Origin of the sequence: Actinopolyspora sp. BKK2, assembly GCF_011291845.1 — a bacterium.
Taxonomy (GTDB): Bacteria; Actinomycetota; Actinomycetes; order Mycobacteriales; family Pseudonocardiaceae; genus Actinopolyspora; species Actinopolyspora saharensis.
Genome location: NZ_JAANTE010000011.1, coordinates 45,769 through 60,514 on the forward strand (window position 1 = coordinate 45,769; position 14,746 = coordinate 60,514).

The window sequence follows — 14,746 nt, forward strand, 5'->3', positions numbered from 1 at the left end:
CGTTCAGGGGGAAGTTCATCGATTGAGAGCCGCGCTCGCTCAGCACGGGCTCGATCCGATCCGGCACGGGGTCCGTGCGGGCACACGTGCGGCCCCCGGGTTGCGCCTGTGCGAGGCTCGCCCCGTGACCCCGATCGAACCCGGCACCGGAACGCGACGTTCCCGGGAGGAGAGCGGCAGACGACTACTCGAGAGAGTGCTGGCCGGAACTCCGGACGCGGAGTCCCCGCTGCGCCACGTCGAACAGCTGCCGGGGCGGGAGGCCCGGCACGACGACTGGCCGGACTGGGTTCCGGAACGCGTGCTGCACGCACTACGCGAACAGGGGACCACGCTGCCGTGGACCCACCAGGCACGAGCGGCCGAAGCCGCTCACGCGGGCAACCACGTCGTCGTCGCCACCGGAACCGCCTCGGGCAAGTCCCTGGCGTACCAGCTGCCCGTGCTGGCCACTCTGGACTCCGACCCGCAGGCCACCGCGCTGTACCTCTCCCCCACCAAGGCGCTGGGCGCCGACCAGCTCCGCTCCGTCCGGGAACTTGACCTGCACGGGATCCGCCCCGCCGCCCACGACGGCGACACCCCGTACGCGGAACGCGACTGGACCAGGGCGCACTCCAGGTGGGTCTTCACCAACCCGGACATGCTGCACCACGGCGTCCTGCCGCGGCACTCGCGCTGGGCGAGGTTCTTCCGGAACCTGAGCTACATCGTGGTCGACGAGTGCCACACCTACCGCGGGGTGTTCGGGTCGCACATCGCCCTGCTGCTGCGCAGACTGCACCGCATCGCGCGGCACTACGGATCCTCCCCCGTCTTCGTGCTCGCCTCGGCCACGATCGCCGAACCGGAGGCGCTGGGGGAGCGGCTCACCGGGCGACGCTGCCTGGCGATCACCGAGGACGGCTCACCGCGCGGCGGACGCACGGCAGCGCTGTGGGAACCCCCGCTGCTGGAGGAGATCTCCGGGGAGAACGGTGCTCCGATCCGGCGCTCCGCGGGCGCGGAAACCGCGCGGATCATCGCCGACCTCGTGGTCGAGTCGGCCCGCTGCCTCGCGTTCGTCCGCTCCAGGAGCGGCACGGAGCTGGCCTCGCTCGGGGCCAGGCGAGCGCTGCGCGAGGTGGCCCCCGAGCTGGTGGACCGGGTCGCCGCCTACCGGGGCGGTTACCTCCCCGAACAGCGCAGGGAGCTCGAGCGCGGACTCGTCTCCGGCGAGCTGCGCGCGCTGGCCACCACCAACGCCCTCGAGCTCGGTGTGGACATATCCGGGCTGGACGCCGTGGTGATAGCGGGCTATCCGGGCACGCTCGCCTCCTTCTGGCAGCAGGCGGGCCGGGCAGGACGTGCCGGGGAAGGCGCGTTGGTGGTGTTCGTCGCCAGGGACGACCCGCTGGACACCTACCTCGCGCACCACCCGCGCGCCGTGTTCGACAGGCCCGTGGAGACCACGGTGCTCGATCCGAGCAATCCCCACGTGCTGCGTCCGCACCTGACCTGCGCCGCCGCGGAACTTCCGCTGAGCAGCGACACCCTCGAGGAGTTCGGTGGCGCGGTGGCCGCGGAGGCCGTGGAACGGCTCCGGGAGGCCGGAGCCCTCCGCACCCGCCCGAACGGCTGGTACTGGACCTCCCGGCAGCTCCCGCACCGGGACGTGGAACTGCGCGGCTCGGGCGGGAACCAGGTGGCCGTCGTGGAGGGGGACTCGGGAAGACTGCTGGGTACCGTGGACCCGGAATCCGCGCACGGAACAGTGCACCCCGGAGCGGTCTACCTGCACCAGGGGGAGTCCTTCGTGGTCGACGAGCTGGACACGGAATCGGGAATCGCCCTGGTGCACGAGCAGGACCCGGAGTGGCACACCACCCCGCGGGAGGAAACCGACATCGCGGTGCTGCGCACCGGGCACCACAGTCGGCCGAGCCCAGGTCTGTCGATCAACCTCGGCGAGGTGGAGGTCACTTCTCGGGTGGTCGGCTACCTCCGAAGGATGCCGAACGGCGAGGTCCTCGACCAGACACCGCTCGACCTGCCTGCGCGGACGCTGACCACGGTGGCCGTCTGGTACACCCTCGACGACGAGCTGTTGACCGGTAGCGCACCGGGGAGCGCCGGGCTGGATCCGGCGCGCCTCCCCGGTGCGCTACACGCTGCCGAGCACGCGGCGATCGGCCTGCTACCGCTGTTCGCGACCTGCGACCGTTGGGACATCGGCGGGGTGTCCACCGCACTGCACGCGGACACCGGGGAGGCGACGGTGTTCGTGCACGACGGTCACCCTGGCGGTGCCGGATTCGCCGAGCGCGGGTTCGCCGCGCTGTTCCCGTGGTTGGCCGCTACGCGGGAGGCGATCGTTGCCTGCGACTGCCCGGCCGGCTGCCCGTCCTGCGTTCAGTCGCCGAAGTGCGGCAACGGCAACGAACCGCTGGACAAGGCGGGGGCTGTGGCCGTGCTCGATCTGGTGCTCAAGGCTGCGGAGGACTCGGAGGATTCGCGGGACTCGGAGCAGCGGACCGGGTAGCTCCCCGCCGGGTTTCCGGTGGGCTCACCTCGCCCACCGGACGGTGCCCTCCCCGGCGCGGCAACGCCGAGAACACCGCCCGAGCCGACCGCACCACCGCACGAACCCCGAGCCGACGAACTCCGCCCCTCTACATCGCGGCGAGCGGCTGGGAAGCGAGACCGCTGCGCTCGGCCAGATCGTGCAACCCCGTGAGCAGCGCCTCCTGCACGTGGTCCGGATCGGGCAGTCGCCAGTCGCACATCTGCGGTTTGACCCTCCAGTGCAGGATCCCCTCCGGGAAGGTCGACGGCGGGAGCGGAATCCAGCTGCCCTCCGAATGCAGCACCACGCCCTCGTCGGCGAGCTCACCGTTCAACTGCTGTCCCCCGGTGGTCAGGAAGTACCACCGACCGTGCGGAGTGGCGGCTATCGGAACCGGGCTTCCGGACGCCCGCAGCGCCCGGGCCGTACGTCGGCCGTGGTCCGCGTCGACCTCGATCGCCTCGATACCCGTTCCGGTGGCCAGCAGAACGCTGTACGGGCGCTCCGACCACCACGCGGCGACGTTGTCCGCCCCCACGAGCTCGCCCGTCCAGTTCCGCCGAATCGGCAGCGGCCCCTCCACGACGTCTTCCCGCCCGGAGAGAGCACCCGTGCTCTCGTGGCCGTCCCAGCCACCGACGACCGGATACGTCCCGGGGAAAACCGGCCAACCCCGCGAAGCCAGCTCGAGGACCTGCACGCGCAGCTCGATTCGGAAGGCGCTGTGCCAACCTTCCGCCGCCAAATCCATTCCGTTTCGCCTCCTTGGTTCGGGCTCGTACCCCCAAGGAACGTCAAGGGGCGGGCCCGCGTACACCCCCGCGTCGACGACCGGTCGACGGAAGGCGACGAGCGTGATCGAGGCAACAGCACGGCCGAAGAGGTCAGCGTGACGAGTGGTCGTTGTGATGCCGCTCACCGTGCACCGGACCGGCCAGCGCCCGCCCCGTCACACGCCGAAGCCCCGGGAGGCCGTTCTCGCGGACGGCTTCGGTGCGCACCCGGAAACGCGTCCCGCCAGCCTCGCAGGAAAGCAGGGTCGCGTCCATGCCGCGCACCACCCACTCGGCGCGGTCGCAAGCAGCTTGCTCCCCCCGGAAGGCGTGCGAGGCAGCGGCCAGGGCCGCGAGATCGGCCGCGCCCCTGACCCGGTGCCCGGCCACCAGCGTCGCCCCGAACTGGATCCCCACCCAGAACAGCGTCAACAGCGCCACGATCAGCACGGCCCCGACGACGGTGCTGACCCCCCGTTCACCGGCGCGGGATTCTCCGGAACCGTCCCGGTCCTCGGTGGACGACTGCCCGACCCTGCGGTGAATGCCGGTCCGTCTCCCGAGAACCGCGCACGCCCCGCGAAGCGCAACCCGGCGATCAATCCACCCGCCACTCATCCGGGGTGCTCCCGACCGACGCCTCGCCGCCCCGCGACGGAACCGGCCGCTCCCGGTTCGAGCACCGCGTGCGCCTCGGCCCTCAACCTCCCCGGCACCAACCGCCCGACCGGCGGAGCCGAAACCGAGACCGAGATCCGCTCCCCGTGTTCGGTGACCTCGAAATCAGCTCCTTCCGGAAGGATCGCCCCGACCCGCTCCCCGACCGCGTCCGTGTCCCCTCGCGCGGTGAGCCGGGCGATTTCCACAGCGGCATCGGTGCACCGCAGTTGAGTGATCACGGCGGCGAGGCCACCCGCTGCCAGGGCGAACACGAGCACCACCGAACAGATCCCCAACGCCGCTTCCACAGTGACCGTGCCCGCATCGGCCGCGGTGCCAGCCCGCCCCCGGGCGGACCTCCGATCACCCGCGCAGCGGAGGTCCACCTCCCCGAACTCCGCACCGGAACCGCTCCGCGCGGACGCTCCGCCTCCCGCGTTCACCCGAGCTCCTGGGACAGGGCGCTGCGCAACAACGAGGTCAACGCCTCTGTGACGGCATCGCTCGTGACGATCGTGTAGAGCAGCCCGGCGAAAGCCGCCGCCGCGATCGTGCCGACGGCGTACTCCGCCGTGCTCATCCCCTCGTCACCACCCAGCACCCTGTGAAGCACCGGGGTCCTGAGTCCCCGCTCGCCGCGAGTGCGCGCCGGGCCGCGCCTCCAGCGACCTCGCGAGCGGATCACCCCGGCACCGAACAGCCACGTGCCGAGCACGGCCGTACACCACCACGCCCGGAAAACCCCACCGAGCAGTGTCATCCTCGTCCCCTTTCACCGATCGATCACGAACGAAGCAGTTTCGAAAAGTTCCCCTCCGAAGAGCGCCCCACCTCGGGGAACGGGAGGAGTCGGGATCGTCTCCACGGGACGCTGCCCCGGCACGCCCTCCGCACGTGCCGTCCCGCGAACCCCACTCACCAGTGCGGACCGATCCGCTGCATCATCCCCAGCACAACGGGCAGCACTCCCAGGCAGAAAAAAGCGGGCAGGAAGCACAGCCCCAGCGGGGCCGAAACCCACACCTCCACACGGCCGGCTCGAGCCGCGGCGTCCTCCCGAGCCTCCTCACGAGCTCGCGCGGCCAATTCCTCGGCCACTCTCGCCAATCCGCTGCCGCTGCGCGCACTGCGTCGTGCCGCCCGCGCCAGCTCGGCGGTCTCGGAACGCCGCAGTGCGGGTTCCCAGCCCGAGACCGAATCGGTCCCCAGCTCGAGAGCACAGGCCACTTCACGCAGTCCCTCCGCGGCCGTCCCCTCGAAGTCCTCGGCCACCTCGCGCAGCAGCGCCGTGGCCGGCAGACCGGCTCGGAGGCCGACGGCCAGCAGATTCCAGCCGGAGGCCACCCCGAGCGGATGGGTCGTGCGCCCGGAGCCGCTCCCACCGAGCACCCTGGAGACCGCCCACCCGGCACCGGTCCCCGCGAGCACGGCGATCACCGTCCCCGCCAGCGGGAAGACCACCAGCGCGGCGAACACGGCCACACCGCACGAGGTGACCAGCGTTCCGCCCGGAAACCGCGCAACCACCCTCCACCGCGCCGTCCACGCACCGCACTTCGCGGTGATCAGACCGGGCAGGAAGCGCACCGGCGAACCGCCGAACTCCCCCAACCGACTCCGCGCGGTCCCCCGTCCGGACAGCGCGAGCGCACAGGCCAGGACCGCAGCAACGACAGCCGCGGAGAGGTCGAACGCTCGGATCACGGCCGCATCGCCACCTCGGTCAACCGCTGGACCCACAACACCCCGGCACACAGCAGTGCCGTTCCGACCAGCAGCAGAAGCTGCCCCACCGGCTCGGAGACGAGCACACCGATCGGATCCGCTCCACCCGTCTCACCCAGCAGCAGCCCGAGCAGCGGAAGCCCGCTCAACACCGCCGCAGTGGCACGTGGTCCGGCCAGTTTCGAGTCGATGTCCCGGACGACCCGCACCCGGTGCTCGGCGTCCTCGCGAACGGTCTCCAGCAACCGTCCCAGCGCGACACCGTGCTGCTCGGACATCCGCCAACACCGCGCGAAGCGGGCCGTCGCCGGGAGCAGCTCCGGCGGAGGACGTTTCGCCCCCAGGCTCTCGGCCGGAGTGCCGCCCAACCTGGAAGTCACCGCCAGATCGCCGAACAGCTCGGAAACGTCCCCTCCCGTGTCGGTGGATGCGCTCGCTGCCGCGGCGCTCGGATGCGCCCCGGTGCCCAGCTCACCGATCAGCACCCGCAACCCCGCGGCGAGTTCGGTCAACGAACGCACTCCCCTGGTGGTCCGCAGCCGGTGTTGGCGATATCGCACCGCCAACGCCGCCAACAACGCTCCCGAGACGGAACCGGCCGGTCCTAGCAGCAGGATCCCGAGCAGGGCCGCAGCACCGAGGACGGCCGCACGCCCGAGCGCGGGACTCCGCCCGGCACGCCGAATCACGGCTGTCCTCGCGTTCTTTAGGCCTTCGTGGTTGATCCTTTCGTGGTTGAGTCTGCGTGCCGCACCGGGCAGGGGCCAGACCGCCAGCGCGATCGCGAGCAGTGCGGGAAGTGCCGGAAGCAGCACCGCGGCGGGAAAGGCCTGTCGCGTCCCGTAGAAGTCCGTCATACGACCCCCGCACCGTGTCCGGGCAGCATGGCCAGCAATTCGTCCCGGCCCGGCCCCCATCCACCGTCGACCTCCCAGGCGGGGACCACGCAGCTGTGCGCCCCCTGGCGACGGAGCACGCCTATCCCGGAAAGATGTCTGCCTCTGGAGGCGTCGCGGTGCATGTGCAGCACCACCCGGACAGCGGCCGCGAGCTGGCTGTGCAGCGCATCCCTCCCCATCCCGCCGTGCACGCCGAGCGCCTCCATCCGTGCCGGAACCTCCTCCGGGGAATTGGCGTGCACAGTCCCGGCGCCACCCTCGTGCCCGGTGTTCAACGCGGCCAGCAGGTCGCACACCTCGGCACCCCGCGCCTCGCCGACCACCAGTCGGTCCGGGCGCATCCGCAATGCCTGACGGACCAGATCGCGCGTGTGGATCTCCCCGGTGCCCTCGATGTTCGGCGGCCTGGTCACGAGCCGAACCACGTGCGGGTGCTCGGGGTGCAGCTCCCCGGCCTCCTCCACGCACACGATCCGCTCGTTTCCGGGAACCTCACCGAGCAGCGCCGCAAGCAGGGTGGTTTTGCCCGCCCCGGTGCTGCCGGAGACCAGGAAGGCCGCCCGGGCGGAAACGAGCGAACGCAGCAGACCGGCCGTGCTCGAGTCGAAGGTGCCCAAGGCTCGGAGACTTTCCAGGTCGTGCGTTGCCGGGCGCAGCACCCGCAGCGATACGCAGGTGCCCTTCGCGGCGACCGGGGCCAGCACGGCGTGCAGGCGCACTGCGGAACCCTCCGCCGTTTCGGGCAACCACCCGTCCACCCACGGTCGCGCGTCATCGAGCCTGCGGCCGGTGGCCGCGGCCAACCGCTGGGCCAACCGGCGCACCTCCTGTTCGTCGGTGAAGCTCACGTGCGAACGCTCCAGGCCCAGTCCACGATCGACCCACACCTCGTTCGGCCCGGTCACCAGCACATCGGTCACACCGGGTTCGTTCAGCAACTCCTCCAGCGCCCCCGCCCCGAGGAACTCCCTGCGCAGCTGCCGAATCGCGGCCAGCACCTCACCGTCCCCGAGCGGGGTGTCCGCCTCCTCCCGCACCGCCGTCGCCATCGCCTGGGCGGTGACGTCCCCTCCCGCCGCCACCAGCCTCGCCCGGACTCGGGAGACGAGCTCCTCGGTCACACGGCCCGACGTAGCTCGGGTCGGTTTCCCCGCACGTCCCGCTGGGTCCGCGAACATCGGAAAGCACCTCGCTTTCTCTCGGAGGTCGGGGCCGTCCTCGCGGCCTCGACAACCACACTGATCCGCTTCGACGGCGTTTCCAATACGAGATTCAGCGAGGTGTGCAGCGCTGCGTTTCCTGTGGACAACTCGCACCACGAGCTCCGCCCAAACGCGAAGAGTAGCCAGCTTTCTGACACCATCAGGTGAGCCACAGCGAAGTTCAATCACACACAGAAACGTTCCGATCACTCGATCGATTCAAGTGGGCAACACCACTGCTACTTGAAACCCGAAACACCACAAAAACACCCGATAGTGGGAGTACGGGAACGGAGCGGCGTTGTGTTTCAACGGCCGACGGCGTGTTGTCATACCGCCATTCGGGTAAGCAGGGATCCGGAAAACACGGAAGAACGGAGGCCGACGTGAGCGAGCACAGGTGGGAACCGTCCTCCGGAGACTTCACCGCGCTGCTGACCCACTACGGAGAACTGGCCGCCGAGCTGGAGGAGAGCACCGATCTCGAAAGGGCGGAAGAACTGCGAAAACGACTCGCGGAACTGGACTCCCTCATCGACCGCGTCAATTCACCGTTCAGCCTGCCGGGACTGTGAGGCGCGGCACCGGAGCCGAGGCGGCAGTCGTCCGCCCCTCAGAGCGGGGGACGTCCACGTGCTCAGCGTCCCGCCCGTGGCAACACCTCGGCGCGAGAGCGGTCAGCCCCGGCACGGGAGCCGAGCCGTCCGGGGCTCGTGCCCGGTAACGCCCGGAAGTGAACCAGACGCGCTCAGGGGTGCACCCCCAGCATCGTGGCAGCCGTGCGGGACGAGCCCCGGGATCCCGTCTCGTAGGTCTCGACGACCGGCTGCTTGCGCGGACTCGGAGTCACCGGGTGCTGTTCCTCCCGGACAGCGGTGTCCAGAACCCGCTGGATCTCCCGCTCGGTCGCGGCGTGAGCACGCGCGCTGACCTCGGTCACCTCCTCGGCCGAGAGCAGCCCCCGCCCGGCGCTGTCGGCCAGCTCGGAGCTGAACGCGGAATGGCGATACAGGACCAGGGCGATCTCGTCGACCAAGGCGGAATCGGTGGAACCGGTAGCCGTCCGAACGACACTCTCGGCAATCGTGATATCCATCGGCCGTGGGACGACCTGGGAAGACTCGGACACCGCGAACCTCCTACCAGTACGGTGCGAAATAACCGCGAATCCAAAGCAGATCCATTCGGGTGACCACGAAAGAAGGCCTTGCTCGTCGAAATGACGGCCACCCCGAAGAACGCTGCGGCAAGTTTACCGCCCTCTTCCGAGGTTCGCCGGATCGAATTCGCCCCACCCGCCGAACCACCCGACCGGACGGAACTGATCGATTTTCCACGTGAACCACCTCGCCGACTCATCGTGCACTCGACGACCAGATCGGTTATCCTCCACCGCGGAACAGTTCCACAACGAGATCGGCGAGTCTCGGCAAACAGCGAACCGCCCCCGGAGCCGTCGAATTCATTTCCCGGCGGGAGGACGCTCGGACCGTCCACAGCAGGCAAAACACTCGCCACGTGATACCGGGAAGCACTTTCGGGGACCCCACCCCGAAGAGATCGCTGCGCCCCACTGATCCACTCGCGGCACCGTGCCGCACCTCCGCAGTTGCCCCACTTCGGAACGGCACGCGCATTCATCACTCATACCACACCGCCCCGGACCCGCCGGATCATTTGTCGATCAGGTGGTCGAATCGCAATCACAGCTACATCGAAAATCGATCTAACCGCTCGAATTCCCCGCTGAGCAGCGTGGCTGCCGTGGTCGGTAGCGGGACGCCGGGCCAGTGCGCCATTCACCGCGAGTCCGGATCACCCGTTTCCCACCGTGTCTCACCCAAGGCCCCGAGCACCTTGCGGGCGGCCCGCACCGAAGGCCCTCGCATTCCCGACCCCAGCGCGTACAGTCCGAATCGGTCCACCAGCCCGGCCATGCGCGGATCCGCGCGCATGGCGGCCACTATCTCCACATCGACCGAACGCCGGACATCGGAGACTTCCAGCCCACCGGGCGCCGGACCGCGCACGACAGCTCGCACGGACTCGGTCCGCTCCCGCAACGAGGTCAGCAGCTTCCCCGCCGCCGCGCAGGCACGGACTTCGGCCGGGATCACGACAGCGGTCAGATCGGCCCGGCGCAGCACCTCCGCGGAGGGCTCGTCGAGCGTCCGGGGGAGATCGCAGACCACGGTCTCCCCCGCCCGCGCACCGGCCTCGACCACGGCCTCGACCGAACGCTTCGTGATCCCCTGCCCCGTGCGTCCCGGACACAGCAGGGAAAGCGCCCCGGACCCGAACCGTCTGGTCGGCAAGGCCTCCCGCAGGGCGTCCGCGGTCACCCGACCCGTACCAATGGACAAGTCCGACCAGCGCACCCCGACCGCGCGCTCCTCCCCGAGCGCGAAGTCCAGACCACCACCGAGCGGATCACAGTCGAGCAGCATGCAGCGGCGTCCCTGCTTGGCGGCCAACACCGCCGTCAGCGCTGCGAAGACCGAGGCTCCCGCTCCGCCGCAGCCGCCCAGCACGGCCAACACGCTGCCCGCCCCGGAGACCGGCTGCTCGTCGAGACCGGCCAACAACTCGACCAACCACTGCTCGTCTGCGGGCAGCGCCACGGCGTGTCGCGCTCCGCACCGGAACGCCGCGCGCCAGAAGTCCGGCTCCGGATCCCTGCTCACCAGGACCGTCTCCGTTCCGCGCGGAAGTCCGGCCGCCGCGCACTCCGCGGCGGCGCAGGGATCGAGCAGTACCGGACGAGCCGTTCTCCAGCCCTGCTCGAGCTCCTCCGGTGCGGCCCGGCGCGGTTCGCATCCGGCCGCCGCCGCGATCCGGGACAGTTCCTCGCCCAGTTCGTCGTCCCCGGTGACGATCAACGGATCCCGCGCTGTCACCCGCACCTCCCCGTGTGGCTCCACTGCCGTCCCCGCACACAACCGTGTGACCCCGACGAGGACTGCGCGCAGCACTGCTCGCGGCCACGGGGTCGTCCCGCTCGCGCAAACAGGCCCACGAGATCGTCGAGAACAGGCGACGGATGCTGTCGACTCCACGATCCCGATCGACCGTTCCGTCGCAAAGCGGGAAGATCGCGAGTTGTGGACAACTCCGACTACTGGGGACTTCGATGACCGGGGACTCCGCTGACCGGAGTCGGCTCCGATCAGCGCGGCCCGGCGCGCCGAATTAGGCCGCCGACAGCGGTTCCCAGCGGATTTCGGGCCGGTCCTTCGGTGAGGGATGGCCCCCGCCAGGGGGGAGGGACGGGGGCCATCCTGGTTCAGCCCCGGGGGGTCGGGCTGAACTATCCGGTGCACCGGACCTCCCCACTGTATCGCTCCCTCTCCAGTGGACGCGTTGCGTCCATTAGGAGGAATAACTCTCACTCAAACGAAGCTCGCAATAGTCCAAACAGGTGAGGAAAAACCACGCAACGCACTCACCCGAGAGCCTGGACCTCGCCCGGGGAAACCCCGGGGCAGGGCGCATTCGGCTTCCCGCGCCGGACGGCGCCCCCTCACTGCCCGTCGAACCACTCCGCCGACGAAACAGAGCCCGTCGCCGGCAGGACTCCTATGCTGGGACTCGTGACCGACCCCGAGGCCTCTCCCCACGAAACGACAGCCGGCACCGCGGCCTACTTCGAGCTGGACAGGACGGTTGTCGCGCGGTCGAGCACGCTCGCCTTCAGCAGACCGTTCTTCCAGGAAGGTCTCATCAACCGCCGAGCCGTGCTCAAAAGCACCTACGCGCAGTTCCTGTTCATGCTGGCCGGCGCGGACGCCGACCAGCTCGAGCGGATGCGCGCGCACCTGACCTCGCTGTGCGCGGGCTGGGACGTGGAGCAGGTCGACGCGATCGTGGAGGAGACCCTGCACGACATCGTCGACCCGCTCGTCTACAAGGAGGCCGTACAGCTCATCTCCGAGCACCGGGAGCGCGGCGACGACGTGGTGCTGGTCTCCTCCTCCGGGGAGGAGTTCGTGGCCCCCATGGCGAGAATGCTGGGCGCCACGGACTGGACCGGAAGCCGGATGCGCGTCGAGGACGGGCGCTACACGGGGGAGCTGGAGTTCCACTGCTCCGGGAACGCCAAGGCCGGTGCGATCGCGGAGACGGGCCGGCGCCACGGTCACGAGCTCTCCCGCTGCCACGCTTACTCGGACTCGACCGCCGACCTGCCGATGCTGGAGCTGGTGGGGCATCCGACGGTGATCAACCCCGACCGCGAACTGCGCAAGGAAGCCGTGCAGCGCGGGTGGCCCTCGCTGGCCTTCGAGAACCCGGTCTCCTTGCGGGCCCGGTTCCCCACCCCCTCGGCCACCACGGTCACGGCCGCTGCGGTGGGTGTCGGCGCCGCGGCCGCCGGAGCGGCCTGGTACGGACTGTGGCACCGCCAGCGCAAGCACCGCTACAGGTGACTCCGGAGGCGAGCGATCCGGCACGGTGCCCGCCCGACGGGACCGACCGCTCCCCCGCGCAGGCCGGACCGCGTGCCCACCGGGAACGAGTGGAGCGAAAATTCGCCGCAGACCTTGCGGTGACGCGCATCACGGCCTACAAAGGAAGTACGGACCCCTGAACAGGGACGTTGTGGAGGAGAAACAACGTCCTCCACAGGGCTCCGTGCGCGATGGCGGGAACCCACGCGCAGCCGCTGAATAAAGGCAAGGTCGTTCTCAGGGTTGCGTCACCGGGACGCCGGACGCCGAGCCCGCAGGATACGACGACGAGAACGCGCTTGGTACCCCGCAAGTTCGCGCCAGGGGGCGGCGCCCGTCGGTCGAACCGGCGGGCGCCGTCGTTCGCGCCGCTCCCCTCGTCCCGGGCAACACTCCGAGTCCCGGGCAACACTCCGATGCTCCCTCCGAGTGAAATCCCGTGCACTCGTTCCTGCCCGCTACGCGGCACTCCGAGTGATCGTTCCGGCGCGTAGCGTTGACCGCCCGATCCTCCGTGGGTAGCTTACGAATCCGACCGGGTATCCGGTGGAACAGTTGCGACCGAGGGCCACACGCCGAGATCGGCCACGGCGGTGCGGCGCGGGTCCGGTCGCGGTAACCGGGAGGTCACCGTGCCCTGGATGTTAGGCCGACGCCACCTGCTGGCAGCGGCGTTCGGAACCGTGACACTGGGATCCGTGCGATCGACGAACAGCACCGGGACCTCCCCGCCCCGCGCGGACCGGACCTCCGCCGGGGCGGAGTCCGCTCCGGCGGAGCGCTCCGCGGACGAGTCCACCCCCGACCGGGTGAGCAGCATCGTCGCGGCCATGTCGTTGCGCCAGAAGGTGGGGCAGCTTTTCGTCACCGTCGCCCACGGCGCCACCGCCGACGCCCCCCATCCGGGCAACCGGGAGGACTACGGAGTCGACACTCCCGCCGAGGTGGTGCGCGAGTTCCAGCTCGGCGGGGTCATCCACTTCTCCTGGACCGACAGCCTGCGGGAACCGCGGCAGATCGCGGAGCTGTCCAACGACCTCCAACGAACCGCGCTGGACTCGGGCGCGGGGATTCCGCTGACCATCGCGACCGACCAGGAGCAGGGAGCGGTCACCCGCATCGGCGAGCCGGCGACCGCGCTGCCGGGCAACATGGCTCTCGGGGCCGCGCGCGACCCGCACCGGGCCGCGCAGGCCGCGGACGTGACCGGGCGGGAGCTGCGTGCCATGGGCATCACCCAGAACTTCGCCCCCGTCGGCGACGTCAACGTCGACCCGGAGAACCCGGTGATCGGGGTGCGCTCGTTCGGCTCCGATCCGGAGCTCGTCGCCGGGTTGACCCGTGCCCAGGTGCGCGGTCACCAGGACTTCGGATCCGCCGCGAACACCGTCTCCGCGACCGTCAAGCACTTCCCCGGCCACGGGGACACCTCCGTGGACAGCCACACCGCGCTGCCCGTGGTCGACCACACCGCGGAGCAGTGGAGGCGGCTGGACGCCCCGCCCTTCCGAGCAGCCATCGCGGCGGGAACGGACTCGGTGATGACGGCTCACATCAAGTTCCCCCGGCTCGACGACTCCGGAGAACCGGCCACCCTCTCCCGCGAGATCCTCACCGGCATGCTCCGCGAGGAGCTCGGCTTCGCGGGGGTGGTGGTCACCGACTCGCTGCGCATGGAAGGGGTGCTCGAACTGCACCCGAACGAACCGGTGTCGGTGCTGGCGTTCCGCGCCGGGGCGGATCAGCTGCTGATGCCACGCGACCTGGGCTCCGCCATCGAGTCCGTCGTCGCGGCGGTGCGCTCGGGCGAGCTGTCCGAGCGGGACGTCGATCGCAGCGTGACGCGAATCCTGCGGATGAAGGAGCGGCGCGGTCTGCTCGACGACCCGCTGGTGGACCCGAACGCGGTCGGACGCGTGGTCGGCAGCGAGCGGAACGCTCACCGGGCGCGTCGGATCACCGACTCCACCGTCACCGTGCTGCGCAACGACTCCGGGCTGCTTCCACTGCGCGAACGACCGCGCGACGTGCTGGTCACCGGCTGGGGGACGGACGCGGTGGCGGAACTCGCCCGGCTGGTGCGCAAGCGCGGCCCGCGCGCGGAAGCCCTTCCGACGGGCTCCTCGCCCGACAGCGGGACCGTCGAGCGGGTGACTTCCCTGGCCCAGCAGCACGAAGCGGTGATCGTGCTGACCAACGCGGCCTGGAAGGAGTCCAACTCGGCTCAGCGCGACCTGCTGCGTTCGCTGGGCGGGACGCGCACCCCGGTGATCGCCGTGGCCGTGCGCGATCCCTACGACGCCGCCTACGCCGAGCAGGTGCGCACGTGGTTGGCCACCTACTCGCACCGCACCGTGTCCCTGGAATCGCTGGCACGGGTGCTGTTCGGCGAGGTCGCGCCCGTGGGCAAACTCCCGGTGCCTGTCCCCGACCCGCTGCGTCCCGGCAAGGATCGTTACCCGTTCGGTCACGGAGTGACCTGGTGAGGTGTTCAGCG

The 14,746-nt window shown here is 70.2% G+C and carries 13 protein-coding genes; 4 read left to right on the plus strand and 9 right to left on the minus strand.

Annotated features, from left to right (window positions below; translation table 11 throughout):
• Nucleotides 1–124: 124 nt before the first annotated feature.
• Entirely contained in the window at nt 125–2,521 is a 2,397-nt protein-coding gene (locus G9Q41_RS19190) for a DEAD/DEAH box helicase (protein ID WP_165633700.1), read from the plus strand.
• Nucleotides 2,522–2,651: 130 nt separating this feature from the next.
• Here the strand turns inward: G9Q41_RS19190 and G9Q41_RS19195 are convergent, their stop codons facing one another.
• The 7 genes from G9Q41_RS19195 to G9Q41_RS19225 all read right to left on the minus strand — a co-directional run bounded on the left by G9Q41_RS19195 (nt 2,652) and on the right by G9Q41_RS19225 (nt 7,780).
• Nucleotides 2,652–3,296 (minus strand): bifunctional DNA primase/polymerase, encoded by a 645-nt coding sequence (locus G9Q41_RS19195; protein WP_165633701.1) that lies wholly within the window; start codon nt 3,294–3,296, stop codon nt 2,652–2,654.
• A gap of 133 nt (nt 3,297–3,429) precedes the next feature.
• Entirely contained in the window at nt 3,430–3,936 is a 507-nt protein-coding gene (locus G9Q41_RS19200; RefSeq protein ID WP_165633702.1) for an Rv3654c family TadE-like protein, read from the minus strand.
• Nucleotides 3,933–4,421 carry a TadE family type IV pilus minor pilin gene (locus G9Q41_RS19205; RefSeq protein WP_207631484.1) on the minus strand — a complete coding sequence of 163 codons (489 nt, stop codon included), beginning with the start codon at nt 4,419–4,421 and terminating at the stop codon, nt 3,933–3,935. Before G9Q41_RS19205 ends, G9Q41_RS19200 begins: the two co-directional genes overlap by 4 nt.
• A complete protein-coding gene (locus G9Q41_RS19210) occupies nt 4,418–4,738 on the minus strand; it encodes a DUF4244 domain-containing protein (RefSeq protein WP_165633703.1) in 321 nt (106 codons plus the stop codon). The genes G9Q41_RS19205 and G9Q41_RS19210 overlap by 4 nt, the downstream gene beginning before the upstream one ends.
• A 155-nt stretch (nt 4,739–4,893) precedes the next feature.
• Complete coding sequence (locus G9Q41_RS21620; RefSeq protein WP_347567611.1) at nt 4,894–5,682, minus strand: type II secretion system F family protein; 789 nt, start codon at nt 5,680–5,682, stop codon at nt 4,894–4,896.
• Nucleotides 5,679–6,560: a type II secretion system F family protein gene (locus G9Q41_RS19220; RefSeq protein ID WP_165633704.1), complete on the minus strand. Its 882-nt coding sequence runs from the start codon at nt 6,558–6,560 to the stop codon at nt 5,679–5,681. The genes G9Q41_RS21620 and G9Q41_RS19220 overlap by 4 nt, the downstream gene beginning before the upstream one ends.
• On the minus strand, nt 6,557–7,780 hold the full coding sequence (locus G9Q41_RS19225; protein WP_165633705.1) for a TadA family conjugal transfer-associated ATPase: 1,224 nt from the start codon (nt 7,778–7,780) through the stop codon (nt 6,557–6,559). Before G9Q41_RS19225 ends, G9Q41_RS19220 begins: the two co-directional genes overlap by 4 nt.
• A 410-nt stretch (nt 7,781–8,190) precedes the next feature.
• On the opposite strand from G9Q41_RS19225, the gene G9Q41_RS19230 reads away from it, so the two are divergent.
• Nucleotides 8,191–8,379 (plus strand): hypothetical protein, encoded by a 189-nt coding sequence (locus G9Q41_RS19230; protein ID WP_165633706.1) that lies wholly within the window; start codon nt 8,191–8,193, stop codon nt 8,377–8,379.
• 173 nt (nt 8,380–8,552) lie between these two features.
• Here the strand turns inward: G9Q41_RS19230 and G9Q41_RS19235 are convergent, their stop codons facing one another.
• Nucleotides 8,553–8,900, minus strand: a complete 348-nt coding sequence (locus tag G9Q41_RS19235) for a hypothetical protein (protein WP_207631486.1) — start codon at nt 8,898–8,900, stop codon at nt 8,553–8,555.
• 703 nt (nt 8,901–9,603) lie between these two features.
• Entirely contained in the window at nt 9,604–10,701 is a 1,098-nt protein-coding gene (gene ssd / locus G9Q41_RS19240) for a septum site-determining protein Ssd (protein WP_347567612.1), read from the minus strand.
• A gap of 681 nt (nt 10,702–11,382) precedes the next feature.
• On the opposite strand from ssd, the gene G9Q41_RS19245 reads away from it, so the two are divergent.
• Together G9Q41_RS19245 and G9Q41_RS19250 are read left to right on the plus strand one after the other, a co-directional pair.
• Nucleotides 11,383–12,228 carry an HAD-IB family hydrolase gene (locus G9Q41_RS19245; RefSeq protein ID WP_165633708.1) on the plus strand — a complete coding sequence of 282 codons (846 nt, stop codon included), beginning with the start codon at nt 11,383–11,385 and terminating at the stop codon, nt 12,226–12,228.
• Between the two features lie 719 nt (nt 12,229–12,947).
• Nucleotides 12,948–14,735, plus strand: a complete 1,788-nt coding sequence (locus G9Q41_RS19250; RefSeq protein ID WP_347567613.1) for a glycoside hydrolase family 3 protein — start codon at nt 12,948–12,950, stop codon at nt 14,733–14,735.
• Nucleotides 14,736–14,746 lie beyond the last annotated feature (11 nt).